Origin of the sequence: Asticcacaulis sp. AC466, assembly GCF_000495815.1 — a bacterium.
Classification (GTDB): domain Bacteria; phylum Pseudomonadota; class Alphaproteobacteria; order Caulobacterales; family Caulobacteraceae; genus Asticcacaulis.
Window position 1 is genome coordinate 1 of record NZ_AWGE01000030.1, and the last position, 25,335, is coordinate 25,335.

Here is a 25,335-nt window from a genome sequence, read left to right on the forward strand (position 1 = left end):
CACATTTATCTCGCATAATATATCTTATGGGAAATTGAAAACCTATTGCCAAAGATAGCAATCTTAAACGCCTGATCGACCGCAGCTTCAAATTTACAGTACCCGAAGACCGACACTCCGCTCATTCTACTACCGTTGCCACATACGGCTTGGACGTTCTACCGACTTTGTCTTTGTCCGATTTTCGTCAATCAGCTAAGCAAGCAAATCATTTGACGTTTGCCTTGGCTGCTGCGGCACCCAGTATAAAGGAAGCCTGTAGCGATAAGCCATTTGGCGAGCTGTTCATCAGTCTCTGCATGATCCGTATATAGCACCATGCATATGTCGTGAATGCGAAGCCAGTCGATGAGCACACCAATAACTTTCGGCATGAGGTGCACGTACGCAGCGTCCCTGCGGCAGACGAACTCCAGTTGCGGGCCGAAAGAGGAGTTGCATTCTGTGGTGGTAGCCTTGGGGCAAAGCGTTATGAAGCCAAGTGGGGTGCCGAGATGTGTAGATGCAGCCCACATCCAAGTGCCGTCGGCCTCCGATTCCAGACCTTTGCCGGCAATACCTACGCCTGGCGGAGACGAGCTGCTCATTTGACCTGACGGGAGTAGCTTGAGCGACACGGTTTCCGTCCGAATAAGGATCGGCGGAATTGCTACCTGCCTGCTCTCCACTGCCGTGGCGGTTGAAGGCGGGCCAGAGTAGCGAATGTCGGTTTGGATCAGGTTTGTGGTCATGACAAAGGCTTCTTCGGGCAAGCGACGATTCGTCAATCCGACGCGTGATCGCAGACACAGGCTGGGTCGGGAGATGACTCAGATTCCGTAGCGTCGTTCTTTGGAGCGTTTTGGGCCTTTTTGTCCGCAGGATGGCAGATTATGGTCAACTCGCCTTCAACCCCTCCCACTTCCCGCTCGAAAATCAACTGTCGCGGTTCTGGCGTCTGCATGTTAATCTCCTTTTCGGTTACCCACACTGTGTACACTTTGTTGGTTCTGGCCCGTTTGACCTTGATCAACTGGATTCAAAATTGTCACCTGTTGCCGGCAGCGAGATACGAAAGGAATACTGACTGTCTTTCAGCCCTCAGGTTGATGACAACGGCACGCTGTCTATGAAATGGAGACGCCAGACATATATTCCGATATTTTGGACCCGTTTTCCGGGTATGCATCGACACTAGAGGAATTGATGAACGCACACTTAAACGCCATGCGTACCCTACCGTTGTTCGGCGACCTTTCGCCGCAACAGGTAGAATTGTTGGCGGCGCATAGTCATCTGCGCAAATGCGACAGAGGTACCTACCTGTTCCTGCATGGCGAGACCGTCCGCAGTTTTAAGGTGTTGTGCCGCGGCACCATTCAACTTTTTCGGGAAACACCGGATGGCCGCGAATCCACAATTGACATCCTTATCGCCGGGGATTGCGTGAACGCAGAAGAGGTTTTGGAACCGCGAGAAACGCATTTGTCCAGCGCGCGGATTGTTGACGACGCTTTGGTCCTAGAAGTGCCAATCAAGTGGCTGCGTGAAAACCTTGAAGACTTTCACCGCCTTGCACCGCGCCTCCTTCAGGGGCTTGCTGAACGCCTGAATGAAGCGCGTCTGGAGGCCGAGCATCAGTCGACCATGTCCGCCACGCAAATGGTTGCTTGTTACCTTCAGGGACTTTGTGTTCTGTATGACTTTGATCCGAAAGGATTTGAGCTGCCCTATTCCAAGACGCTTATCGCCTCGCGCCTGCGCATGGAACTGGCCACATTTTCCCGGACGCTCCATAAGCTGAAAGACGCAGGCATTTTGGTGGTTGGCAATCGTGTCTCCTTTACAAGCTTGAATAAGGTTAGCCATTTTGTCTGCGATACCTGCTCAATCGCTGGCGATTGTCCAACGCACGACACCCTGTCTCAGGCTGAGTGTTTTCGCGACGCGTCGCGCAAATGATCTCCTGCACATAAAAATGGACCACTACGAAGGCTGGGTGGGTTGTTTATCCGGATTGCCACAACCGTCTCGTTAGCGCGCGGGAGCGTACCGTGACGGAAGGCGGCTGCGCACGTGTCAAGGTCGTCACATATAATTTAACCGCCGCCACAACCGGAACATGAATGCGCGTTAGGACTGTATTCTCTATAGCCTGGAACACGCCGCACGCGCACACGGGTCCGTTAAATCTGGAGTAAAGTAAGTAGAATGGCTTTCGACGACAAGCAACCCAACCCTGTCGATGTGCATGTCGGCGCCTATATTCGTATCCGCCGTAAGTTCCTCGGCATGAGCCAAGGGGATCTCGCCAGACAAATCAATCTGACCTTCCAGCAGGTTCAAAAATACGAGCGTGGAGCAAACCGGATCAGCGCTTCCAAGCTTTATCAGATTGCCCGCGTCTTACACGTCCCCATAATATCGTTTTTCGATGGATACGCAGACGCAAACTCCGGATTAAGCGGGTACGACTCGCCGTCGGAGCATGCGGCCCAAGGGTTCCTGGCTACCGAGGAGGGAATTGAACTTGCCGAAGCGTTTCCGCGCATCCGCTCTCCGCGACATCGGCGCAAGGTCGTGGAGTTGATCAAATCGCTGGCAGGCGAAGAGTAAACTGGATCGCATTGGCGTGATCATTTGGTGTCTTATGTGGTTAAACGGTAGACGGTGCGGCGATTTTATGGGTATAAACCCGCCATGGGAATAAGATTATATGACAGTGCATGGGTCATGCTCCGTGAACAGGACGCGCCCCAGCAAGTTCGCAAGGATCGCGTCAATCCGGCCGTGTTTCATGTCGGCGGCTATAGCTATGACATAGACGGGCGCGCCTTCTATATCTCCGAAGCGGTGCCTGATATTGTGCACCTGCTCAGCATGCAGGAGGCCCGCGCGTTGGGTCTGTCAACGCAGTATTTGGCGCCGGCTGCGATTCACCTCTAGCTGCTTGCAAAGCAAGGCTGTGGCTTCCGTTCCAGCCTCCGGTATGGTCAGTTGAGTCGGCATTTCAACGTCCGGATATAATTCGGCCGAACATGCTTTGGTTGTGCATAAACGCAGATCAAAGCGCACGGTACTTGAAAGCCTTAAACCGCGCTTCGCCCTGCCCCGCAGCATATAGGCCAGGTTTGAGCATCAAAAATCCGCCGCGTACATTGTGATGGTAACCGGACACTTCCATGCCCCGGTCGAAACGTTTCCAGATTTTGCCGTCGGCGGATGTATGAAAGCTGACAATGTGGTGATCGTTCCTCAGCCGCAGAAGCATTCGTCGGCCATACGGATTGGCGGGCCGACCGCGTTCTATTCCATACTGATGGGTGACAAACGCCTTTTCATCAAAGCCCAACCCGCAATATAACTGCTGGTCGTAAAACAGAAGCAACCCCGCCCACGTGCCTGGATCGATGTCGATCTCACATTCGATTTCATAGGCCTGATCGCCGGTCACGAAGACGAGCGGCGCGCCATTGCTGGGTGCTTCCCCCGCCGCCGTCAGATGCATGACGCCGTCCCGGCGTCGGATACGGCCGGATTCGGTCGGTCTCGGATTGAAGAAGTTCCACTGCGTGCCGTATTTGTCGGTCTCGAAGTCATCGGACAGCGCTAAGCCGTGCGGCTGTGGCGGGCCCGCCCTGGGCTTTCGAATCGGCAGTGAGAGGTCGCCGCCGCCGAAATCGAACCAGCCATCGTTTGACCAGCTCACTGGCGCCAGAAGGGTTTGGCGGCCGAGTGTCCAATAGCCGTTTTCATAGCCATGGTATACGCCCCACCAGTCTCCCGCAGGCCCTTCGACAAGGGTGGCGTGACCGCGCGACCACCATTTTTCCTTTATAGAGGCGGTCCGGACAAGGGGATTGCGCGGATGTTGTTCCCATGGGCCGTTGATCGACCGTGAGCGGGCCGCGATGACCATATGCCCGGTCGGTGGCCCGGCGGTTCCACCTACGGCCAGGATCAAATAGAAATAATCGCCGTGGCGCGTAACCTTTGGTCCTTCGGGCGCAAACCCTTCGACATCCCAGTCTTCGGGATAATGCCAGGGATCATAGACATGCTCTGGCATGCCGACGCGTCGCAATCCATCTTCAGACAGACGCACTCTGTCGCCACCGGATAGGAACAGCCAGCGCGTTCCATCCTCCCCCACGGCATGGCCTGGATCTATGTGGTTTGGCAGGTCGAGGTCGACGGGCGTCGACCATGGTCCCTTGATATCGTCGGCCCATATGACCCAGGAGGTCGTCTTGCTACCCGCCGCGCTGGTTTTCTTGGTCGGAATATAGAGAAAGAATCGCCCTTTGTGCTTACACAATTCCGGTGCCCACACCGATCCTATGTTCTGTGTGAGCGCGGGGCCTATAGGCTGCCAGTTCACCAGATCGGTCGAATGCCAGATGATCAGGCCGGGATAGGCGTCGAAGGTGGAAAACGTCATGTAGTAGTCGTCGCCATCCTTCAGGATCGACGGGTCTGGATGGTCGCCAGCCATGATCGGGTTCAGGAAGGTGCCATTGCCTAAGTCCGCCCGGCGCTTGCCCTCAACACCTTTCGCCCAAGTTACGATATCGGCTTCTTTCGGGACTTCTGCTGCCGCCCGCGCTGTGGCTACTCCCCCCAATAAGAAGGCGCTCAGGCCCATGGATTTGATGGCATCGCGACGATTTGACTGACTCATATTGTTTTCCGGCAAGACGACTCAACAAAAGACGGACGAGTATGGTTAATTCGTCCGCAGAGTAACCAGCGCCTCTACACCGAAGAGGCAGTGAAACTGAAACGCTGGATTTGACGCCACGGCGTACCAGAGAATCACACAGAATTTATAATATCATATGATGTTTAATCTTTTGTTAATAATTGTTGCCGGTCATTCGGAATTCTGATTACATGGATGTGTACTCAGGAGTTCGTCCGTGCTGGCCCGTATCAAGCGTCTTGCCCCCTATTTTCTGCTCGGCCCGATCAGTGGTCCGCTGGTGGCGGGTATTGTGCACAATTTCCGTGGCGGACGGCCGGTATTGGGAACCATGTATGCGGTGCTGCTGATCGAATGTGTCTATCTGCTGCCGGCTTTGGCCGCCAAGTATGTCCCTGCCGCTCTCGGTTAGGGCTTAATCAGGATCGATAATCAGCTCGGCGTGCTGAATTTTAGCCTTCCATAAAAATCTTATCGGTGCCGCAAGCCCCCTACTCGCCAACGGCCACTGGTGTCAGGTCGGTATCTTCGGCCGGGTGTAAATCCGCCGCTTTCAGGCAGGCGACAAAATCGTCGCGCCACCGCCCCACATCATTCGTCTGCACATTGTGGAACAGGGATTCCCAACGGCGCTTTCGTTCCGCCAGAGGCATGGTCAGTCCGCGATGAATGGCTTCCGACACGTCTTCGCGGCTCAGCGGATTGACGATCAGGGCGTCCTTCATCGTTTCCGCAGCGCCGGCGAACTGTGACAGCACTAGCACGCCCGGATTGCTCGGGTCTTGGGCGGCGACATATTCCTTGGCAACCAGGTTCATACCGTCACGCAAAGGGGTCACCAGACCTATATCGGCCGCGCGATAGATGCCCGCCAATTCATCACGTCGGTATGGACGATTGACATAGCGCAGCGGTACCCAGTCGATCGTGGCATAGGCGCCGTTGATCTTACCCGACAGATTGTCAAGGCGCCCCCGCAGGTCCTGATAAGCATCTACCTCGTCGCGCGACCGCGTCGCGATCTGTAGCAGGAACAGGTGGCCATGCATGCCGGGATTGTTGGCCAGCAGGGTTTCGTAAGCGGTGAAGCGTTCCTCCAACCCCTTGGAGTAGTCGAGCCGGTCGACGCCCAGCAGCATTTTTCGCCCACCCTGACTTTTCAGCATGGTGCGATGAAAAAGCTCGGCCCGTTCGCTTTTCAGCGTTTCCGCGAAGTCGTCAGCGTCTATCCCGATGGGAAAAGCTTTGACGCGTGCCGCCTGTCCCCAGGCATGAACCACGCCGTCTTTCGATAACATGGCCTGGGCATCGTGGACGGCATAGTCGGTAAAGGCTTCCACGTCGTCCTCGGTCTGAAAGCCGATCAGATCGTAGCTGAACATGGCCTCGACCAGTTCGGCGTGACGCGGCAGGGTTGACAGGATACGGCGCGCCGGCCACGGGATATGTAGGAAGAAACCGATACGGTTTTTAACGCCGCGCTTGCGTAACTCCCTCGCCAGCGGAATGAGGTGATAGTCCTGTACCCATATCAAGTCGTCGGGACCGATAAGCGGCAGCAGGGTCTCGGCAAAGCGCGTATTGACCCGTTCATAGCCCTCATCGAAACTGCGTTCGTAACTAACCAGATCCGGCCGGTAATGAAACAGCGGCCAGAGGGTACGATTAGCGTAACCGTTGTAATATTCCTGCTGATCCTGTTCCTCGAGATCGAGAAGAGCGACGGTGACGCCACCAACCTTCTGCATCGACATTTGCCCGGTGTATTGCTCGACCGTCTGGCCGCTCCATCCGAACCACAGCCCCTTATCTTCTCGCAAGGCGGCGGCCAGAGCCATGGCCAGGCCACCGGCCGTGCCAACGCCTGAGTCGGCGGGCGGATTGACACGATTAGAAACGACGATCAGACGGCTCAAAGGGGATACTCCAGGATAAGATGGCCGGTTTCAAGACTACGATCCAGCCAGGCCAGGACGGCATCGGTATCGTCAAGACGAAAGCGCGCGCGGCTGGACCGGGGGGGACCAACCAGAATACCGTATCCGGCAGCCGCATCGGCGGCACGAAAGCCGTCTTCATCCGTCAAGTCGTCGCCGACAAAGACGGGAATAGCGCCATTGAAAGGCGTTTCGGACAGAAAGGAATCAACGGCCTGCCCCTTGTCTGCGCCCAGAGTGCATAGTTCAGCGACCATTTGGCCCAATTGCAGCTTGAGCCCCGTTCGCCGGGCGATATCGAGGGCTGCGGCTTGCACATCGGCTTCGGCCCGTGGGTCGCCGCGATAGTGCAAGGCAACACTAAGCGGTTTCAGTTCGATCCGAAGGTTGGGATTCTCAACGCCCAGTGCCTGAAAGTCGGCAATGGCGGTCATCAGGGCGGGATGGGGCGGTACAGCCGACACTTCGCCCTTGGCGTTGCGGCGTTGCAGGCCGTGACTACCGGCAACGCAGGTGACCACCCCTTCCAGGATGCGATCGACATCGGCGATGGAGCGACCAGACACAACCGCCAGCCGGCCTTCGAGACGATTCGACAGCCGGCTCAGCATCCGATTGCGCACCGGGTCAGGCCCGACGCCTTCGGGGAGGGGCGCGATTGGCGCGAGGGTGCCGTCGAGATCCAGAAACAAGGATAGATTATCTAGGTCCAGAACGACCTCGTGGGATGCCAGGCTGTCCACCGTCATGCGTTCTGCCCGGCTATATTACGCCGCAATGCAACACAAGTCATTCGTCACCACTCCAGTTCACATCGGGCTTAACGCAGTGAACAGATCACTGAACGCAGATTGTTGTGAGTATCCCGCAGCCCTATTTATGACAAATTGCCAATATCTATTGAGATTTATCAGACTGCGTATAAAAATAAAAAATCAATAAAGACGATATTTCAATATTGAGGTCGATTTGACATCCAGATATCAACTTAGCACCTGCAATATTCTATTTTCAACCCGCCTCTCGTTTCTGTGATCGATTCTAGCGAATTTCGTGAACAGTGCCCTATGTTCATGCGTTATTGTCGGAGATTTTCCCATGATTGCCACACTCAACCTGTCGCCTATCGGTAATTGTGCCGCAACCGCCCTTATCGATCAGCGCGGTCGCTATGTTTGGGCCTGTTGCCCGCGTGTTGACGGAGAGCCCGTCTTTTCCGCCCTGCTCACTCCGGCCGCCGGCGAGGACGCAGGCGTTTGGTCGGTCGAGATAGAAGATGAAGCGACAATAGAGCAGGCCTACCTGCGTAACACCCCGGTGTTGCGCACTGTCATGCGTGATCGGCACGGAAATGCGCTTGAAGTCATCGACTTTGCACCGCGCATGCACAACCTCAATCGCACCTTTCGCCCCTGGGCCTTTTACCGCATCATCAGACCGCTGAATGGCGCACCGCGCGTGAAAATCCGCGTGACGCCGACCGGACACTGGGGCCGTGACCACGCTACCGCCACCTCCGGATCCAGCCATATCCGGTATGATTGCGGCGCGGAAACGATGCGCCTGACCACCAATGCCCCCCTCACCTATGTTCGAAGCAGCCGCAGTTTCCGTCTGGAAGGCACATTGGGCTTTCATCTCGGGCCCGATGAGCCCTACCCAAACGACGTGCTCGCCGATTGCGAACATATGTTGCGGGCCACGACGGCCTACTGGCAAGAGTGGGTACGTACGCTTCATCTGCCGCTGGAATGGCAGGAGGCCGTTATCCGCGCTGCGATCACATTAAAACTGTGCGCCTATGAAGAAACCGGCGCCATTGTTGCCGCCATGACGACGTCGATCCCGGAGGCGCCAGGCAGCCAACGCAACTGGGACTATCGCTATTGCTGGATACGTGACGCCTACTATGTCGTACGCGCATTGAATCGCCTTGGCGCTGCCGACATGCTGGAGCGCTATCTGGTTTATCTGCGCAACCTGACCGACATGTCGGCCGGCGGCCACGTCCAGCCGCTATACAGTGTGTCGATGGACGCGGCATTGACCGAATGGATTGCCCCCGACATGCACGGCTATCGCGGCATGGGACCCGTCCGGGTCGGCAATCAGGCCTATGAACATTTTCAGCATGATGTTTACGGCCAGATGATCCTGCCCTTGACGCAATCCTTTTTCGACCAGCGTTTCCTGCGCCCCGGCACTATTGAGGATTTTCACGCTATGGAACGGGTGGGGGAGCGCGCGTTCGCCATGTATGACAAGCCTGACGCCGGGCTTTGGGAATTCCGCACGAAAGCGCGTGTGCATACCTACTCAGCACTGTTGTGCTGGGCGGCGTGCGACCGCCTGGGCAACGCGGCGGCCGCGCTTGGCCTGCCGGATCGGAGCGATTTTTGGACGGATCGCGCCCGTATCATCCGCCACAGTATCGAAACCCGGGCATGGAATGAAAAAGGCGGCTATTTCGCGGGGTCTTTCGAAGGCGAGGAAGTCGATGCCAGCCTTTTGCAATTGTTTGAACTGGGCTTCCTGCCGCCCGATGATCCGCGCTGCGTGGCGACCTTCGCCGAAGTTGAGCGGCAATTGCGCAAGGGCGACAATCTCTATCGCTACATAGAGCCGGATGATTTTGGCGAACCTGAGACGGCATTCAACTTCTGCACCTTTTGGTACATCGAGGCGCTTCACCTGATGGGGCGTACCGATGAGGCGCGCGAGCTGTTCGAGGCCATGTTGAGGCGGCGCACTGCATCCGGCCTGCTGTCGGAAGATGTGAAAGTCGACACAGGTGAGCTGTGGGGCAACTTTCCGCAAACCTATTCGCTCGTTGGCCTTATCACCTGCGCGACCCTGCTCAGCCGATCCTGGACCGCCATACGTTAAGCTGCGACGCTTAATTCGCGACAGAGTGAGTCGTAGGGATATTTGTCTGACAAATATCCCTAAAGCCGCTTGCTCGTCTACGTATTGTCCGACAAATGCCCCTTGACCCATCCCTTGACTGTGTATATTGTCTTACAATAATGTCCGGCACCAAAGGTCGGCAATTCTTCAGGGTGGAACAATGCTCAGCTTGTCACGACGTCAGGCGCTTGCCGCCGCTTCTGCGCTCGGCGTCTCCGCCACACTCGCGCAGGCAGCGCCTGCCGAGTCTCGTATATCGGCTTTTCCACTCAGCGCCGTTCGCCTGAAAGCATCGATCTTCGATACGGCCGTTATGGCCAATCAAGACTATCTTCTGGCCCTGTCGCCCGACCGATTTCTGCACAATTTCCACGTATCCGCCGGTTTGCCGCCTAAGGGCGAAGTTTACGGCGGTTGGGAGGCGCGTGGGATCGCTGGCCATAGTCTCGGTCATTATCTAAGCGCCTGCTCATTGATGTTCGCGCAAACCGGCAACGACGCCTGCCGGGCGCGCACGGCCTATATCGTCAAAGAACTTCAGCTTATCCAGGCGGCGCATGGCGACGGGTATGCCGGCGGCACAACAGTCGATCGTGACGGCAAGACGGTTGACGGCAAGATTATCTACGAAGAACTCCGAAAGGGCGACATTCGCACCTCTGGCTTCGATCTGAACGGCGGTTGGGTTCCCCTTTACACCTATCATAAGGTGTTCGCCGGGGTTCTTGATACCCACGCCCTGACCGGCAATGCCGACGCGCTGACGGTGGCCATCGGCCTGGGCGACTATCTGGGTAAAATCCTAGAAGGCCTGTCCGACGAGCAGATTCAGAAGATCCTGATGGCGGAGCATGGCGGTCTGAACGAATCCTATGCCGAGCTTTATGCCCGTACGCAAAATTCGCGTTGGCTAACCTTGTCGCAGCGCATTCGCCACAAGGCGGTGCTTGATCCGATTACCGAGGGCCGCGACGAACTGGCCGGCAAGCATGCCAATACTCAAATCCCCAAGGTCATCGGCCTCGCACGCCTATACGAACTCACGGGCGATCCCAAGCACGCCAAGGCAGCACTTTTCTTCTGGGAGACGGTCACTCGGGATCATTCCTATGTCATAGGCGGCAACTCCAATTTTGAGCATTTTGGCGAACCACGGAAATTGGCCCACCGCCTGGGCCAGCAAACCTGTGAGGCCTGCAACACCTATAATATGCTGCGCCTGACACGCCACCTCTATGGCTGGAGCGGGGATGCGCGTTACTTCGATTATTTCGAGCGCGCCCACCTCAACCACATCATGTCGCAACAAGATCCGGCCACCGGCATGGTCTCCTATTTCTCACCGCTGGCTTCCGGCTTTGGACGCAAGCATTCGACGCCGGAAAACGATTTTTGGTGCTGCGTCGGTTCGGGCATGGAGAGCCATGCCAAACATGGTGAAAGTATTTATTGGCGGGCCTCGGGGCCGTCAGGCGACCGTGTACTCGTCAACCTCTTCTACGCCTCGTCGCTTGACTGGGCCGAAAAGGGTGTCCGAATCGACATGGAAACGGGCTTCCCCTATCAGGACAGTGTTACCCTTCGCGTTACGGGAAAGCCGGTAGAACTTGGCCTGCGTGTGCCTTCATGGTGCGCGGCGGCGGAACTGAAGGTGAATGGCAAGCCAGAAACCGCATCGGCCAAGGACGGTTACCTGATCGTCAAGGCCAAGCCTGGCGACGTCCTGACGCTGCGCCTGCCCATGGCGGTCCATGTCGAGGCTATGCCCGACGATTCTCGTCTTATCGCTTTCCTGAATGGTCCTTTGGTTCTGGCGGCGGATCTTGGCCCGACAAACGCGCCGTGGGCGGGCATCGATCCCGTCGTCATTGCCGATAGTGATCGCGATATCCTCGTTCCCGCGATGGACGGTGTGCAAACCTTCACCGCCGCCGACAGAAGCTATCCCAAGCCGCTGGTCCTGCGGCCCTATTTCGATCAACATCACAATCGCACGGCGGTCTATTTCCGCCGGTTTACCGGTGCGGAGTGGCCGGCCGCGGAGGCCGCGTACAAGGCTGAAGCCCAGGCGGCCGCAGACATTGAGGCACGCACCGTCGATATCATCCGATTGGGCGAACAGCAGCCCGAAACCGATCACAATTTCAAGGGTGACGAGTCGACCTCCGTCATTACACATATCAATATGCGCGGCCGCATGGTCAACGGCGCGTTCCAGTTCGATCTGCGTGTGGTGCCGGGTCCTTTGACCCTGATGGTCACCTATAATGGCGCTGACCGCAAACGCGCCATCCCTATCCTGATCGACGGGCAGCCGCTGGTTACCGAAACGCTTGCGGGCGATCCGTCATCTGAGGTTCAGGTGAAATCCTATGCCCTGCCCGACGCCCTGACGCGCGGTAAGAGCCACATTACGGTGAGGTTTGCCGCGCCCCAGTTCCAGTGGGCGACAGTCTACGAGTGCCGTCTTTTAAAATCCGCCACCCAAACCATCTGAGGACCATATGTTGAAACACACTGCCTCCAGCATCCTGGCCGTCATCGCTGCCGCGACAACCTTGTTGTTTGCGCCCGCGATCGACGCCAAGACATTGACCGCCACCGCCACCCTGAAGGCCGACCAGCCCGGGCCGCAAATCAGCCGTTATATTTACGGCCAATTTTCCGAACATCTCGGCCGCGGCATTTATGACGGTATCTGGGTCGGCGAAGACTCGGCCATTCCCAATGTGCGCGGCATCCGCACCGATGTCGTCACCGCGTTGAAGGACATCCATGTGCCCGTCATTCGCTGGCCCGGCGGCTGTTTTGCGGATGAGTACCACTGGCGGGACGGTATCGGCCCTCGCAAGGATCGGCCGTCTCGGAAAAACAACTGGTGGGGTGGATCGCCCGAAAGCAACGCTTTCGGCACGCACGAGTTCATGGACTTCGCCGAACAGATCGGCGCTGATCCGTATGTCTCGGTCAATGTCGGGTCTTCCAACCCAACGGAGATGCGCGAGTGGATCGAATACATGACCTCGCCGGGCGATGACACCCTGGCCCAGGAGCGCCGCAAAAACGGTCGCGACAAGCCGTTCAAGGTGCCGGTGATCGGCATTGGCAATGAAAGCTGGGGCTGCGGCGGCGCCATGACGCCGGAATATTATTCCAACGAATACCGCCGCTTCCAGGAATTCTTCCACAAGAACAGCGACAATAACGCGATCCGTGTCGCGTCGGGGGCTAATGCCTTTGACACGAAATGGACAGAGGTGCTGATGAAGAACATTGGCAACCGCATGGATGCGATTTCGCTGCACTATTACACCCTGCCGACCGGCAATTGGGACAAGAAGGGCGCGGCGACCGGCTTCTCGCAACAGGATTGGGCCAATACGTTCGACCAAACCCTGCGGATGGAAGATCTGCTGCAAAAGCATATCGCCGTCATGGACGCCGCCGATCCGCAAAAGAAGATCGGCCTGTATGTCGACGAATGGGGCACCTGGTACGATGTCGAAGCCGGCACAAATCCGGGCCACCTCTACCAGCTGAATACCCTGCGTGACGGCGTATTGGCTGCGGCCAATTTCAATATCTTCCATCATCATGCTGACCGCGTGCGCCTCACCGCCATCGCCCAGACGATCAACGTCCTGCAAGCCATGATCCTGACCCAAGGCGACAAGATCGCTCTGACGCCGACCTACTACGCCTACAAGATGTACGTGCCGTTCCAGGACGCGACGGCTCTGCCGTTTGATGTTACGGCGCCGACCTATACCATCGGCGACAAGACCCTGCCCGCCTTCAACGCCTCCGCGGCCAAGGGTAAGGACGGAAAGACCTATATCGGTATTTCCAACATGGATCCGAACGACTCTTTGGTTCTCACCGTCGATATCGGAGACCTGAAAGCCAAGACAGTCACCGGTCAGGTGATGACGGCTGACAAGATGGATGCCGCCAACCCAATCGGCGGCAAGGCCGTCGTCGCGCCCGTCGCCTATAAGGGCGGCAAGATCAAAGGCAACCAACTGACGCTCGACGTTCCGGCCAAGTCCGTCGTCGTCGTGTCGCTCGACTAAGCAAAAGGATATCGCGCATGTCAGTTCGTTATTTTGCGGGGCTGGCATGCGCGGTAGCGCTTATCGCCTCCCCTACCCTGGCCGAGACCTTTCCGGTCCATATCCAGGTCGACGCCAGCAAGTCCGAAGGCCGCCTTGAGCCGATCTGGCGTTTCTTCGGTGCCGATGAGCCCAATTACGCCACCATGAAGGATGGCCAGCGCCTGCTGACCACATTGGGCGCGTTGAAGCCCCGGCAGGTCTATTTCCGTACCCATAACCTGCTGACCACGGGAGACGGCACGCCCGCCCTGAAATGGGGCTCGACCAATATCTACACCGAGGATGCCAACGGCAATCCCGTCTATAGCTGGACGATTGTCGACCATATCCTCGACACGTACCTGGCCCGCGGCGTGCGCCCTTACGTCCAGGCGGGCTTTATGCCGGAGGCCCTGTCCAGTCATCCGCAACCCTATCGTCACGAGTGGCGGCCGGGGCTTGACTATGCGGGGATAAAGAGTGGCGTTGCTTATCCACCCAAGGATTATGGCAAGTGGGAGGAACTGATCTATCAATGGGTCAGGCACTGCGTAGACCGCTATGGGCAGGCCGAGGTCGAGACCTGGTATTGGGAAACCTGGAACGAGCCCAATCTTGATTTCTACTGGGGCGGCACGCGTGAGGAATTCTTCAGGCTACACGACACTACGGTGCGAGCCATTCGTCGCGCCCTGCCCAATGCGCGTGTCGGTGGACCCGACATGGCAGGCTCAAATCCACAGTGGCTAAACGCCTTCATGGATCACGTCACCCAGGGCGGTACGCCGGCCGACTTTATCTCCTTCCATGCCAAGGGTGCCCCGAAATTCATAGACGATGCCAATGGTGGACACGTCCAGATGGGTCTGAATGTGCATTTGCAGACAGCGGACCAGGGTTTCGCCACCATTGTCGGAAATTCTACTTTCAAATCGAAACCGATCGTAATCGGCGAGTCCGATCCGGAAGGTTGCGCCGCCTGTCAGGGACCGGCCAATGCCTACCGTAACGGGACCATGTATTCCAGCTACACGGCCGCCAGCTTTCCCCGCTTGATGGCTCTGGCTAAACGGCGCGGCGCGCACTTGGAAGGCGCCCTAACCTGGGCGTTCGAGTTCGAGGATCAGCGCTATTTCGCCGGTTTCCGGCAGTTGGCCAGCAATGGACTAAACCTGCCTGTCGCCAATGTTTTTAAGATGTTTGCCATGATGGATGGCGACCAGATTCTGGATGTTTCCGATCATCAGGCGCCGCTCGACGCGGTTTTGACATCGGGTGTGAGGGGCGCCCCCGACGTTGGATCGATGGCCAGTTTCGACGGGCATCAGATCAGTATCCTGGTCTGGCACTATCATGATGACGATCTGGCCGGTCCGGATGCCAATATTCATATAGACTTGACGGGCCTGCCCAAGGCCTTCGCGAAGGGCGCGGCCGTGACGCAATATCGCGTGGACAGCCGTCATAGCAATAGCTTTACCACTTGGAAAGCCATGGGTGAGCCGATCGCGCCCACCAATGCCCAATACGCTGAATTGCAGAAAGCAAGTGAGTTGGTCGGCGTCCCTCTCGCGCCCGCCCTGATCCAAAAAGGCGCGACAGCCCTTGATCTGGACTTGCCGCGCCAAGGTGTGGCCCTGATCGTTGTGACGCCGCAAAAATAATCAAGAACACAAAGATTCCAGCCTCCTATCTATTCTCTATGCCAAGCTTGGGTATCGTTCACATCTTGGGTGAAGTCGGTCGCCAATCTTGACAGGGCTTCACATCTGGTGAAGGCATACAGCCTTGGGTGGAGGCGCGTATATGTGGGCTCTGGGGCGTAGGTGCCCACCGGGCGCGCTTAGTGCGACGATTGGCAGCCTAAGAGGGGAATTGTGGTGGGTGTACTGTCTGTATTCGTGCCCGTGCTTGCCTTTAGTCCTGCGGCGGTCCTTGTCCAGGCGACGGAGCCGCCGGCCGCAACGCCGGCTCAGGCGCCTGCAACCAAGACGGATAAGGCCACTGACGAGACCCCCGTTATTGTTGTCACCGCGCGTAAATCCTCCGTCACCAACAAGATCGACCGCCGGGTTTACGACGTCTCCGCCCGCCCGGACGCGGCCTTCAGTTCGGCAACTGACGTCTTGGCGCGTATCCCATCGGTGACGGTCGACCCGCGCGGCCGCATCGCTTTACGTGGCAACAGCCAGGTCAAGGTTCTGGTTGATGGCGTCGAAGCCCGCCCGGGTGTGTTGAACAATCTTCAGGCCTCAGACATCGACCATATCGAGGTCATGACCAACCCGTCGGCTCAGTTTTCCTCTGATGGCAGCGGCGGCATTATCAACCTGGTTCTTAAAAAGAAGCGCAAGGACGGCCTGAGCGGCATTTGGAGCGTGCGTGGCGATGGTGACGGTCGTTACAGCGCCAATGCTAATGTCAGTTACAAGACCGGGCGCTGGACAACCAATGCGTCCGTAGGCGTCAACCGCGAGCGAACGATGACCAGAACCGACGGAAGGCAGCAATGGGAGACGGCGTCCGGGCCGGAAACCACCACAGGCACGGGGTTGTCAACGACGTCGCCCCGCTCGTCCTATGAAAGTGCGTCAGTCGCCTACGACTTAACCCCGAAAGACCGTTTGCAACTCAGCGGCAACCATTATAGGTCGCGAGCCTTATCGAAGGATGCGGGAACTGTTTTGATCACCGGCCTGTCCGGCGTCCTGGATGATCACACCGAATCCACAGTCAACCCAGATAGTGGTGAGGGCGGCGAGATTACGGCCCACTACACGCATACGGGCGCGATCAAAGACGAGCACTTCGACCTCGACGTCACATACGGCAGCAGCCAATCGAAAGAAAGCTCGGCGCACCGGTTGAGCCACACGGTGCCGTCGCAGGCCGAGCAAGCCTACATCTACCTGAATAGCGGGAGTGATAGCAGCGTGACCATCAAGGGCGATTATGAGCGCCCGTTCGGCAACTCGCGTTTGACGGCCGGTTTTCAGGCTGAGCAAAACGACAGTGATGCACGCAGCCGTTCCGAAAATATCGCAGCCATCGTGCCGGGCGAAGCGGATATCGATACCGCCTTCCCCTACAGCCGCCAGACCCTGGCCGGCTATGTCACCTGGCAGACGCCGCTTGGCCGCTGGGTGGTCATGCCCGGCCTGAGGATCGAGGCCGATGCGTGGGACGCCGGCACGGTAAAGCGCAACGACCTGCGGTTTCTGCCATCGCTCAACATGAACCGCGACCTGTCGGATACAACCAAGCTGGTCGCCAGTTACAGCCACCGCACGCAGCGCCCGGATGTCTTCCAGCTCAATCCACGACGCATATACTGGTCACGCCTGTACGCGTACGAGGGCAACCCCAACCTGGTCTCCCAGGACACGGATTCCTACGAAATTGGCTACGAGTTTGCCGACAAGGGTTTCAGCTCCAATGGCAGCTTATATTATCGGGTCAACAAAAACCCGCAGACTGATACGCGCCGGATTACGGCGGACCAGGTTGTCATCCAGTCGGTCGTCAATGCCGACCAGTCGCGCGCCGCGGGACTGGAGCTTACGGCCAAGGGCAATTTGATAAAAAAGCTGGATTACTCACTTAACTTCAACCTGTTTGACAGCGAAGTCGCCGGTATGGTCGGCGGGGAGACCTTGCGCCGGCAAAATGTGACCTACTCCGGAAATGCCGTCATCGACTACAAGCCCCGACCAAAGGATTGGATCCAACTGACCCTCAGTGGCGAAGGGCGTGGCGTGGCGTTGCAAGGCTATAAGACGGGCTACTATCGGCTCGACATGACGTACCGGCATAAGCTGACGCCAAAATGGACGGCGTCAGTGCGGGCCTTCGACCTGTTAAATTCGTCGAAACAGACAGATATTTTCGTCACCCCCGAAGGTGACTCCCGCACGGTTAGTCGCAAGGAGCGGCCAGCGATCATGATCGGTATTGCCCGCAGCTTTGGCAATACCGGGCAATAGCGAGACGACGTGGGACCTGGCGACAGGCAACACGCCTGGCCAGGCCCTATACATTTCATTGCAAAAGGCAAGCAAATGGACGGAAGCGTCCATCTTGCCTGTTGTCACCTGGAAAGGCGCGACAAGTATCAATCTGGACTTTCTGCGGCAAATCCCGGCTCTGATCGGGCGAAATTAGAGATTAAATTAATATTTTCACATGTTTAAGTCTAATCATCACCAAATACAATTTACTATTGATACCGGTGTCATAGATTGCTACACATGGGGCAAATCTGACTTCACAGCTTGGAAACCCCCATGTGTAAAACCCACTCCATTTTCGCCAAGACCTTGCACGCCACGCATCCGGACATGATGGCGGGCGCCGATAATCAGGCTTTGCGCGACAAGTATCTGATGACCGGCCTGTTTACGCCGGACGCCGTGGTGTTGCATTACACGCACTTCGAGCGCTTCGTTATCGGTGGCGTCGCGCCGGTCAATATGGCGATCAAGTTGCCGGATCAGACCGAGCCGGCGTCCGCCGCGGGGCATCCCTTCCTGGAGCGTCGCGAGTTGGGTGTTATCAATGTCGGCGGCGGTACCGGCACGGTAAAGGTCGATGGTGTCGATTACAGCCTGGCGCAAAAGGATGGGCTCTATATTCCCATGGGTACGGCCGAGGTACTGTTCGCGTCTGATGATGTCGCCAACCCTGCCCTCTTCTATCTGACCTCAACGCCGGCGCACGCGCGCTATGAAACGGTAAAGATTTCCATTGATCAGGCCGTGCCGCTGGAACGCGGCGCGCTGGAAACCTCCAATCAGCGTATCATCTATCAGTACATTGTGCCGACGACCGCCAAATCCTGCCAGCTTCTGCTCGGTCTTACCATTCTGTCGCCGGGCTCGGTATGGAACACCATGCCGCCGCACCTGCATGACCGCCGCTCCGAAGTCTATTTCTACTTCGATCTGGGCGAAAACGACCGGGTTTTCCATTTCATGGGCGAGCCTGACAATGCGCGCCATATCGTCATGCAGAACAACGAAGCCGTCGTCTCCCCGCCGTGGTCGATCCACATGGGCGCGGGCACCAGCAACTATGCCTTCATCTGGGCCATGGGCGGGGAAAACCTCGACTATACCGACATGAAGGTGCTCGATATCTGCCAATTGGCCTAACGGGCCTGGGTATCCGTCTGATTTGAGACGGAGCCGTTCATTCACAAGAAAAGTTTCGGATCGGACTGTGCCGATCCTCAAGAAACGGGGAAAGTTCTATGTCCAACTCCATGTTTGATCTGACCGGAAAGGTCGCCCTCGTGACCGGCGCCAATACCGGGTTGGGCCAGGGCATCGCCCTGGCTCTGGCCGAAGCCGGTGCCGACATCGCCGCCGCCGGTATCGTGCCTGCCACTGAAACCGGTGAGAAGGTTGCGGCGCTTGGTCGTCGTTTCATCAATATCGAAGCCAACCTGATGTCAGTCGAGCCGGTCGACCGTATTTTGTCGGAAACCCTGGCCGGCCTTGGCCGCCTGGATATCCTGGTCAACAATGCCGGTCTGATCCGCCGCGCCGACGCCGTCGATTTCTCGGAAAAGGATTGGGACGACGTGATGAACGTCAATATCAAGTCCGCCTTCTTCATGGCCCAGGCCGCCGGCCGTCACTTTATCGCCCAGGGCTATGGCAAGATCATCAATATTGCCTCCATGCTGTCCTTCCAGGGTGGCATCCGTGTGCCATCCTACACGGCTTCGAAATCGGGCATTGCCGGCATTACACGCCTGCTCGCCAATGAGTGGGCCTCAAAGGGCATCAATACCAATGCCATCGCGCCAGGCTACATGGCCACCGACAACACGGCGCAAATCCGCGCCGACGAAGTGCGCGAAAAGGCCATCCTCGACCGCATTCCGGCTAACCGTTGGGGCGATCCGGCGGATCTGGGCGGTACGGCCGTATTCCTGGCCTCGCGGGCGTCGGACTACGTCAATGGCGCGATTATTCCGGTCGATGGCGGCTGGCTGGCGCGCTAAGCGTTCCGATGCTGAATATCCGCGATTTCGGCGCGACGGGCGACGGTGTGCATCACGACACCGCCGCCATTAATGCCGCCATTGCGCGCGCCGCCCAATCGGGCGCGACGGTCGTCATTCCGGAAGGGCGATTCCTCAGCTTCTCTATCCGTTTGCTGAGCGGCATAACCCTGCGCCTTGACGCGGGCGCGGTCCTGGAAGCTGCCGATCCGGATCGCCACGGCGGTGCCTATGATCTGCCGGAAGACAATCCCCACGATCTGTACCAGGATTTTGGCCACAGCCACTGGCACAACAGTCTGATCTGGGGCGAAAACCTCGAGCGTGTGACCATTTGCGGGCCTGGCCACATCGATGGCGTTGGCCTGACGCGCGAAGGCCCGGGATCTATGTGGAAACGTCAGTCGGGTGAGTTCCCGCTGAGCATGCGGGGACTTTCGGCTAAGGTGATGGCGGAACTGACGCCGGACCTGTCAGCCATGCAGGGTCTCGGCAATAAGGCTATCGCTCTGAAAAATTGCCGCCATGTCGTCTTGAGTGATTTTACCCTGGCGCGGGGTGGTCATTTTGCCGTCCTGGCCACCGGTTGCGACGATCTCGACATTGCGAACCTGACCATCGACACCAACCGGGATGGACTTGATATAGACGGGTGTCGCCGCGTTCGCATTCACGGCTGCCGGGTCAACACGCCTAATGACGATGCCATTGTCCTCAAAAGCTCGTTCGCCTTGGGTGAGCGGCGAGCGACGGAAGACGTCGATATCGTCGATTGCCACGTGAGCGGCTTCGATCCGGGCACCCTGCTTGACGGCACGTTCGGCCGGGCGCAGCAGTTATCTCCGGACCAAGATCGGGTCACCGGCCGCATCAAGATCGGCACCGAATCCTATGGCGATTTTCGCCGCATCCATATCCGCGATTGCCGGTTTGAGCGGTCGCGCGGTCTGGCGCTGGAAACAGTGGATGGCGGGACTATCGAAGACGTCACCGCAGAAAACCTCACCCTATCGGACATCACGACCGCGCCGCTCTTTCTGCGGTTGGGGGCGCGTCTGCGTGGGCCTGATGGCACGACGCCCGGCGCGATCCGACGCGTCACCATCCGCAACATGACAGCCACGGATATTTTGCCCGATTACAGCGCCTTGATCGTGGGGCTTGCCCAGTATCCAATCGAAGACGTGACATTGGACACTGTGTCCTTCACCTATCGCGGCGGCTTCGTAGGCAGTCCCGGTACGCCCGATGAATTGGCGGCCGCCTATCCTGAGCCCAGCATGTTCGGCCCGACCCCCGCCTATGGCTTATGGACGCGGCACGTGCGGGGCCTGAGCCTCACCCATGTCAATCTGGCAACCGATGGGCCGGATGCGCGGCCCAATATCATTTTGGAAGATACCCATCTGCGAGGCGCGTGAAGGCATCGACCTGACTGACCTGCCAGCCCTCGTTCCTGTCTAGTTCCTCGGCCATTATTGCTGCCACCCGCGGTGCCATGGCCATGCTGGCGCGGGCGTCGAGCAACAGTGCCCGCAAACGCCGGGAGAGTACGTCCTCAACCGTCCGCGCCTGTTCGCGACGTACGGCCCACCTGATTTCCGCTTCGGTATAGGGTAGCGACGGATGCAACGCGGTCTGCGCGCCAGGTAGAGCCTGGACTTCGGACAGATCGCTGCCGTAAACACGCCAGTGATCCGCCGGCGTGGCCTCAGACCAGCCATGCAGGCGCAAGCCTTCGGTTCGGCTCGGCGCCGACGGTAATCCAGCTTCGTTCGCAGCAAGGTCGATGACGTCCTGCCCCATCCGGCGGTACGTGGTCCACTTGCCCCCCGTCAGGGTGATCAGGCCGCTGTCCGACGTCAGGAGGGTATGTTCGCGGGACAGGGTCTTGGTGTCACTCACCGCCCGCGCCTTGACCAGTGGACGCAGGCCGGCAAAAACGCTCAATATATCAGCGCGTGTCGGTGCCGGGGTCATATAGGCGCCAGCCGTGGCCAGTATGAAGTCGATTTCCGTCTCGAGCGCACGGGGTTCCAGCGCGACGGCCGGCATGGGCGTATCTGTGGTCCCAATAAGGGTCCTGCCATGCCACGGCACGGCGAATAGAACGCGACCGTCGGAGGTTTTCGGAACCATCAAAGCGGTGGACCCGGCCAGGAATTGCGGCCCAACGACGATATGGACGCCCTGACTGGGCGTCAGCAGGGGGGCGGCGTCGGCGGTGTCGAGCTGCCGGATGGCATCAACGAATATACCCGTGGCGTTGATAACGGCCTTGGCGCGCGCCATGTGCACCCTCCCCGTTTCGTCATCGCGAAACGTAACACCGGCGGCTCGGCCGGATACTTTTAAAATGCCAATAACCGGTGCAGCGTTCAACGCCACCCCGCCATGGGCTTCGAAGGTGCGCAGCAGGGTGATCGCCAAACGGCTGTCGTCGAACTGGCCGTCAAAATAAAGAATGCCGCCGGTGAGCCCTTGCGGTTTCAGGGTTGGGATATGGTCCAGCGCGCCTTTACGGCCCAATGCCCGGCTGGGCCTGAGGTTTAGCCGTCCCGCCAGCAAGTCATAGAGTTTCAGGCCAATGCCGTAGAACGGCAGCCGCCAGAACCGGTAGGTGGCGATCAGGAAGCCCAGATCGTGCACCAGATGCGGCGCGTTCTTTTTCAGCAGACCCCGCTCGTGCAGGGATTCCCTGACCAGATGAATATGGCCCTGGGCGAGATACCTAACCCCGCCGTGTATCAGCTTGGTAGAGCGGCTTGAGGTGCCCTTGCCGTAATCATGCGCCTCCAGCAATAGCGTGCGATATCCCCGCGTTACCGCCTCGACGGCCGCACCCAGGCCAGATGCGCCGCCGCCGATAATGATGACGTCCCAGTCAGTTGTGTCCGTCACAGCCTGGATCAAAGCCGGGCGCGGATCGCTCATTGCGCCCATCCGCCACTGCGCGCCACCGCGTCGCGCCACCGCGTTAGGCGCTCTGCCCGTTCGTCGGCGGACATGGCCGGAGAGAAGGTGCGGTCCATCTGCCATTGCGCGGCCACCTCCTCTGGTGAGGACCAGTAGCCGACTGCCAGACCGGCCAGATAGGCGGCACCCAGGGCCGTGGTTTCTGTGACCTTGGGCCGAACCACAGGCACGCCCAGAATATCGGCCTGAAACTGCATCATGAGGTTGTTGCGGCTGGCGCCACCATCGACACGCAATTCCTTGAGGCTGACGCCGGAGTCGCGTTGCATGGCTTCCAGCACGTCTGCGGATTGAAAGGCGATCGCTTCCAGCGCGGCGCGGGCAATATGGGCCTTGGTCGTCCCGCGCGTCAGCCCGATCACCATGCCGCGCGCATAGGCATCCCAGTGCGGCGCGCCCAGACCGACAAAGGCCGGAACCAGAAAAACATCGCCGCTGTCAGGCACCGACGCCGCCAGGCTTTCGATGTCCTCGGAATTTCGAATGAGGCCGAGACCGTCGCGCAGCCATTGAACCAGGGCGCCGGCCACGAAAACCGAGCCTTCAAGGGCGTAGGTGGTCTGCCCGCCCAATTGCCAGGCAACGGTCGACAATAGCTTGTTTTGGCTGGGGACCGCTTCTGCGGCCGTATTCATCAGCATGAAACAGCCGGTCCCATAGGTATTTTTGGCCATGCCCCGTTCCAGGCAGGCCTGGCCAAAGGTCGCTGCCTGCTGATCGCCTGCCATGCCGGCAATCGGCAGACGCGCCCCCAGTATGCCCGACGCAGTCTCTCCGTAGACCTCGCTATTGCCGCGCACCTCAGGCAACAGGCTGCGAGGAATTTCCAGTATGGCCAGAAGATCGTCATCCCAGGCGCCGGTGTGAATATTATAGAGGAGCGTGCGGCTGGCATTGCTGGCGTCGGTGATATGCAAGGCCCCGCCGCTCAGATTCCAGACCAGCCAGCTGTCTATGGTCCCGAAGGCCAGTTCGCCGCGCTGCGCCCGCTCCCGCGCGTCCGGGACGGTGTCGAGCAGCCACCTGATCTTCGTCCCGCTGAAATAGGCGTCAAGCAGGAGCCCGGTCTTTTGCTGGAAAACCGCCTCATGTCCGGCCGCCTTCAACTCGTCACAGATATGCGCCGTACGCCGATCCTGCCAGACGATGGCGTTGTGGATCGGGCGGCCTGTCTTCCGGTCCCAAATGACGGTCGTTTCGCGTTGATTGGTGATGCCGATGGCGGCGATATCGCTCGCCCGCAGGCCGGCGCCCGCTATGGCTTCGTTCGCTACGCCGATCTGGGTGGACCAGATTTCTCGCGCGTCGTGTTCCACCCAGCCGGGTTGCGGAAAGATTTGACGAAATTCCTTTTGCGCCACCTTCAGGCAATGACCTTCCCGGTCGAAGACGATGGCGCGGCTGGACGTTGTGCCCTGATCGAGGGCCAGAATATAGCGGGTCATGCCAAGAGGTTCGCGCCTTTGGCGTCGGGTGACAAGCGCTTTAATGCCGCCCCTAAGGTTTTGCCGCCTCTCAGAGGGGTAATCCCAAGATGCAAATTTGTGTCAAAGCGTGAGTTGCATAGCCGGCGGCGCGAGGATAATCACATCGGCAACGATTTTTAGTAGTGAGGCCCGCATGACTATTACCCTTTCCGCCGATTTCGACGCCGGCAATATCATCGTCTTAGCGCAGGAGGGCGGCCGCTGCGATCTTGAAATTCGCCACGATACGGGTTCCGATTTTTATCAATGGTTCTACTTTCGTGTCGATGGCGCGGCCAATACCGAACTGAGCCTGCGCATCCTCAATGCCGGAGCTTCGGCCTACCCTGACGGCTGGCCCGAGTATCAGGCGCGCGTCAGTGCCGACAATGCCGACTGGACGCAGGCGCAGACTGACTATACCGATGGCGTGCTGACCATTACCCATACGCCGGTAACCGACACCGTCTGGTTTGCCTATTTCGCGCCCTATTCCACCGAACGCCACCAGGCTTTGATCGCGCAATACGCCGCCACGGCGGGCGTCGCCCATTCGGTGCTGGGGCAAACGCTGGACGGTCGTCCCATGGATTTGCTTACGCTCGGCACCGGACCGATCCCGGTTTGGATGTATGCCCGTCAGCACCCAGGCGAAAGCATGGCGGAATGGTGGATGGAAGGGGCGCTCGAGGCCCTGACGGACGGCAGCGCCCGCGCTCTGCTGGATGCTGCGACCGTATACGTCGTACCGAACATGAACCCGGACGGCAGCGCGCGCGGCCACCTGCGTACCAATGCAGTCGGTGTGAACCTGAACCGGGAATGGGAGACGCCGACGCTTGAACGCAGTCCGGAAGTCTATCATGTCCTCAACAAGATGACTCAGACGGGCGTAGCCTTCGCGCTGGATGTCCATGGCGATGAGGCCATCCCCCATGTCTTCATGGCCGGGTTCGAAGGCATTCCGTCCTTCAACGACAAGTCATTCGCCCTTTATAATCAGTACCTCGTGGCCTTGGCGGCGGAGACGCCCTATTTCCAGACGAAGCACGGCTATACGGTCAATGCGCCGGGTACGGCCAATATGACCATTTCGACCAATGCGGTGGCTGAGCGTTTCGGGGCGGTCGCAATGACACTGGAAATGCCGTTTAAGGATCACTTCGATCAGCCCGATCCTGTGCGTGGTTGGTCGCCTGAACGGTCTCAGGCACTCGGGCGGGCCTGCGTTGCGGCCCTGAGCGGCATGATCGAGGATCTGGCCTAG

19 protein-coding genes are annotated in these 25,335 nt (G+C 58.3%); 13 read left to right on the top strand and 6 right to left on the bottom strand.

All coding sequences use genetic code 11. The features are described from left to right. Positions 1-191: 191 nt before the first annotated feature. Positions 192-752 carry a hypothetical protein gene (locus AEAC466_RS43040; RefSeq protein ID WP_155913907.1) on the bottom strand — a complete coding sequence of 187 codons (561 nt, stop codon included), beginning with the start codon at positions 750-752 and terminating at the stop codon, positions 192-194. A 361-nt stretch (positions 753-1,113) separates the two neighbouring features. Here AEAC466_RS43040 and AEAC466_RS43045 point away from each other — a divergent pair, with 361 nt between their 5' ends. From AEAC466_RS43045 to AEAC466_RS43055, 3 genes are all read left to right on the top strand, one after another. Continuing rightward, positions 1,114-1,941: a Crp/Fnr family transcriptional regulator gene (locus tag AEAC466_RS43045; RefSeq protein WP_081714763.1), complete on the top strand. Its 828-nt coding sequence runs from the start codon at positions 1,114-1,116 to the stop codon at positions 1,939-1,941. A gap of 249 nt (positions 1,942-2,190) precedes the next feature. After that, positions 2,191-2,595: a helix-turn-helix domain-containing protein gene (locus AEAC466_RS43050; protein WP_023460228.1), complete on the top strand. Its 405-nt coding sequence runs from the start codon at positions 2,191-2,193 to the stop codon at positions 2,593-2,595. 117 nt (positions 2,596-2,712) lie between these two features. After that, on the top strand, positions 2,713-2,925 hold the full coding sequence (locus AEAC466_RS43055; RefSeq protein ID WP_023460229.1) for a hypothetical protein: 213 nt from the start codon (positions 2,713-2,715) through the stop codon (positions 2,923-2,925). A gap of 118 nt (positions 2,926-3,043) precedes the next feature. On the opposite strand, the gene AEAC466_RS43060 is transcribed toward AEAC466_RS43055, so the two are convergent. After that, positions 3,044-4,660, bottom strand: coding sequence for a family 43 glycosylhydrolase (locus tag AEAC466_RS43060; RefSeq protein WP_023460230.1), 1,617 nt, complete (start codon positions 4,658-4,660; stop codon positions 3,044-3,046). A gap of 238 nt (positions 4,661-4,898) precedes the next feature. Between AEAC466_RS43060 and AEAC466_RS43065 the strand changes: the two genes are divergently transcribed. After that, positions 4,899-5,093 carry a hypothetical protein gene (locus tag AEAC466_RS43065; protein WP_023460231.1) on the top strand — a complete coding sequence of 65 codons (195 nt, stop codon included), beginning with the start codon at positions 4,899-4,901 and terminating at the stop codon, positions 5,091-5,093. 79 nt (positions 5,094-5,172) lie between these two features. On the opposite strand, the gene otsA is transcribed toward AEAC466_RS43065, so the two are convergent. Further along, positions 5,173-6,597, bottom strand: a complete 1,425-nt coding sequence (otsA, locus tag AEAC466_RS43070; RefSeq protein WP_023460232.1) for an alpha,alpha-trehalose-phosphate synthase (UDP-forming) — start codon at positions 6,595-6,597, stop codon at positions 5,173-5,175. After that, positions 6,594-7,367: a trehalose-phosphatase gene (otsB, locus tag AEAC466_RS43075; RefSeq protein ID WP_023460233.1), complete on the bottom strand. Its 774-nt coding sequence runs from the start codon at positions 7,365-7,367 to the stop codon at positions 6,594-6,596. The genes otsA and otsB overlap by 4 nt, the downstream gene beginning before the upstream one ends. Before the next feature lie 349 nt (positions 7,368-7,716). Between otsB and AEAC466_RS43080 the strand changes: the two genes are divergently transcribed. The 8 genes from AEAC466_RS43080 to AEAC466_RS43120 all read left to right on the top strand — a co-directional run bounded on the left by AEAC466_RS43080 (position 7,717) and on the right by AEAC466_RS43120 (position 21,047). Further along, on the top strand, positions 7,717-9,504 hold the full coding sequence (locus AEAC466_RS43080; protein ID WP_023460234.1) for a glycoside hydrolase family 15 protein: 1,788 nt from the start codon (positions 7,717-7,719) through the stop codon (positions 9,502-9,504). Positions 9,505-9,685: 181 nt separating this feature from the next. Continuing rightward, positions 9,686-12,022: a glycoside hydrolase family 127 protein gene (locus tag AEAC466_RS43085; protein WP_023460235.1), complete on the top strand. Its 2,337-nt coding sequence runs from the start codon at positions 9,686-9,688 to the stop codon at positions 12,020-12,022. A gap of 7 nt (positions 12,023-12,029) precedes the next feature. Continuing rightward, complete coding sequence (locus AEAC466_RS43090; RefSeq protein ID WP_023460236.1) at positions 12,030-13,598, top strand: alpha-N-arabinofuranosidase; 1,569 nt, start codon at positions 12,030-12,032, stop codon at positions 13,596-13,598. Positions 13,599-13,615: 17 nt separating this feature from the next. Further along, complete coding sequence (locus AEAC466_RS43095; RefSeq protein ID WP_023460237.1) at positions 13,616-15,283, top strand: GH39 family glycosyl hydrolase; 1,668 nt, start codon at positions 13,616-13,618, stop codon at positions 15,281-15,283. A gap of 216 nt (positions 15,284-15,499) precedes the next feature. Beyond that, entirely contained in the window at positions 15,500-17,602 is a 2,103-nt protein-coding gene (locus AEAC466_RS43100; protein WP_235074374.1) for a TonB-dependent receptor, read from the top strand. 300 nt (positions 17,603-17,902) lie between these two features. Then, positions 17,903-18,769 carry a 5-dehydro-4-deoxy-D-glucuronate isomerase gene (gene kduI / locus AEAC466_RS43110; protein WP_023460240.1) on the top strand — a complete coding sequence of 289 codons (867 nt, stop codon included), beginning with the start codon at positions 17,903-17,905 and terminating at the stop codon, positions 18,767-18,769. 98 nt (positions 18,770-18,867) lie between these two features. Beyond that, positions 18,868-19,626 carry a 2-dehydro-3-deoxy-D-gluconate 5-dehydrogenase KduD gene (gene kduD / locus AEAC466_RS43115; protein WP_031239653.1) on the top strand — a complete coding sequence of 253 codons (759 nt, stop codon included), beginning with the start codon at positions 18,868-18,870 and terminating at the stop codon, positions 19,624-19,626. Between the two features lie 8 nt (positions 19,627-19,634). Continuing rightward, on the top strand, positions 19,635-21,047 hold the full coding sequence (locus tag AEAC466_RS43120) for a rhamnogalacturonidase (RefSeq protein WP_023460242.1): 1,413 nt from the start codon (positions 19,635-19,637) through the stop codon (positions 21,045-21,047). On the opposite strand, the gene AEAC466_RS43125 is transcribed toward AEAC466_RS43120, so the two are convergent. After that, positions 21,013-22,560 (bottom strand): glycerol-3-phosphate dehydrogenase/oxidase, encoded by a 1,548-nt coding sequence (locus tag AEAC466_RS43125; protein WP_023460243.1) that lies wholly within the window; start codon positions 22,558-22,560, stop codon positions 21,013-21,015. The two genes, AEAC466_RS43120 and AEAC466_RS43125, sit on opposite strands and share 35 nt — an antisense overlap. Then, the gene (gene glpK / locus AEAC466_RS43130) at positions 22,557-24,047 is read right to left on the bottom strand and encodes a glycerol kinase GlpK (RefSeq protein WP_023460244.1); all 1,491 of its coding nucleotides are present in this window, start codon (positions 24,045-24,047) and stop codon (positions 22,557-22,559) included. Before glpK ends, AEAC466_RS43125 begins: the two co-directional genes overlap by 4 nt. Positions 24,048-24,222: 175 nt before the next feature. Here glpK and AEAC466_RS43135 point away from each other — a divergent pair, with 175 nt between their 5' ends. Continuing rightward, entirely contained in the window at positions 24,223-25,335 is a 1,113-nt protein-coding gene (locus AEAC466_RS43135) for a M14 family metallopeptidase (RefSeq protein ID WP_023460245.1), read from the top strand.

Bases quoted from the DNA above. Each gene is read 5' to 3' on its own strand.
- AEAC466_RS43045 (WP_081714763.1), top strand. From the start codon at position 1,114: ATGGAGACGCCAGACATATATTCCGATATTTTGGACCCGTTTTCCGGG.
- AEAC466_RS43050 (WP_023460228.1), top strand. From the start codon at position 2,191: ATGGCTTTCGACGACAAGCAACCCAACCCTGTCGATGTGCATGTCGGC.
- AEAC466_RS43055 (WP_023460229.1), top strand. From the start codon at position 2,713: ATGCTCCGTGAACAGGACGCGCCCCAGCAAGTTCGCAAGGATCGCGTC.
- AEAC466_RS43060 (WP_023460230.1), bottom strand. From the start codon at position 4,660: ATGAGTCAGTCAAATCGTCGCGATGCCATCAAATCCATGGGCCTGAGC.
- otsB (WP_023460233.1), bottom strand. From the start codon at position 7,367: ATGACGGTGGACAGCCTGGCATCCCACGAGGTCGTTCTGGACCTAGAT.
- AEAC466_RS43080 (WP_023460234.1), top strand. From the start codon at position 7,717: ATGATTGCCACACTCAACCTGTCGCCTATCGGTAATTGTGCCGCAACC.
- AEAC466_RS43085 (WP_023460235.1), top strand. From the start codon at position 9,686: ATGCTCAGCTTGTCACGACGTCAGGCGCTTGCCGCCGCTTCTGCGCTC.
- AEAC466_RS43090 (WP_023460236.1), top strand. From the start codon at position 12,030: ATGTTGAAACACACTGCCTCCAGCATCCTGGCCGTCATCGCTGCCGCG.
- AEAC466_RS43095 (WP_023460237.1), top strand. From the start codon at position 13,616: ATGTCAGTTCGTTATTTTGCGGGGCTGGCATGCGCGGTAGCGCTTATC.
- kduI (WP_023460240.1), top strand. From the start codon at position 17,903: ATGTGTAAAACCCACTCCATTTTCGCCAAGACCTTGCACGCCACGCAT.
- kduD (WP_031239653.1), top strand. From the start codon at position 18,868: ATGTCCAACTCCATGTTTGATCTGACCGGAAAGGTCGCCCTCGTGACC.
- AEAC466_RS43120 (WP_023460242.1), top strand. From the start codon at position 19,635: ATGCTGAATATCCGCGATTTCGGCGCGACGGGCGACGGTGTGCATCAC.
- AEAC466_RS43125 (WP_023460243.1), bottom strand. From the start codon at position 22,560: ATGAGCGATCCGCGCCCGGCTTTGATCCAGGCTGTGACGGACACAACT.
- glpK (WP_023460244.1), bottom strand. From the start codon at position 24,047: ATGACCCGCTATATTCTGGCCCTCGATCAGGGCACAACGTCCAGCCGC.
- AEAC466_RS43135 (WP_023460245.1), top strand. From the start codon at position 24,223: ATGACTATTACCCTTTCCGCCGATTTCGACGCCGGCAATATCATCGTC.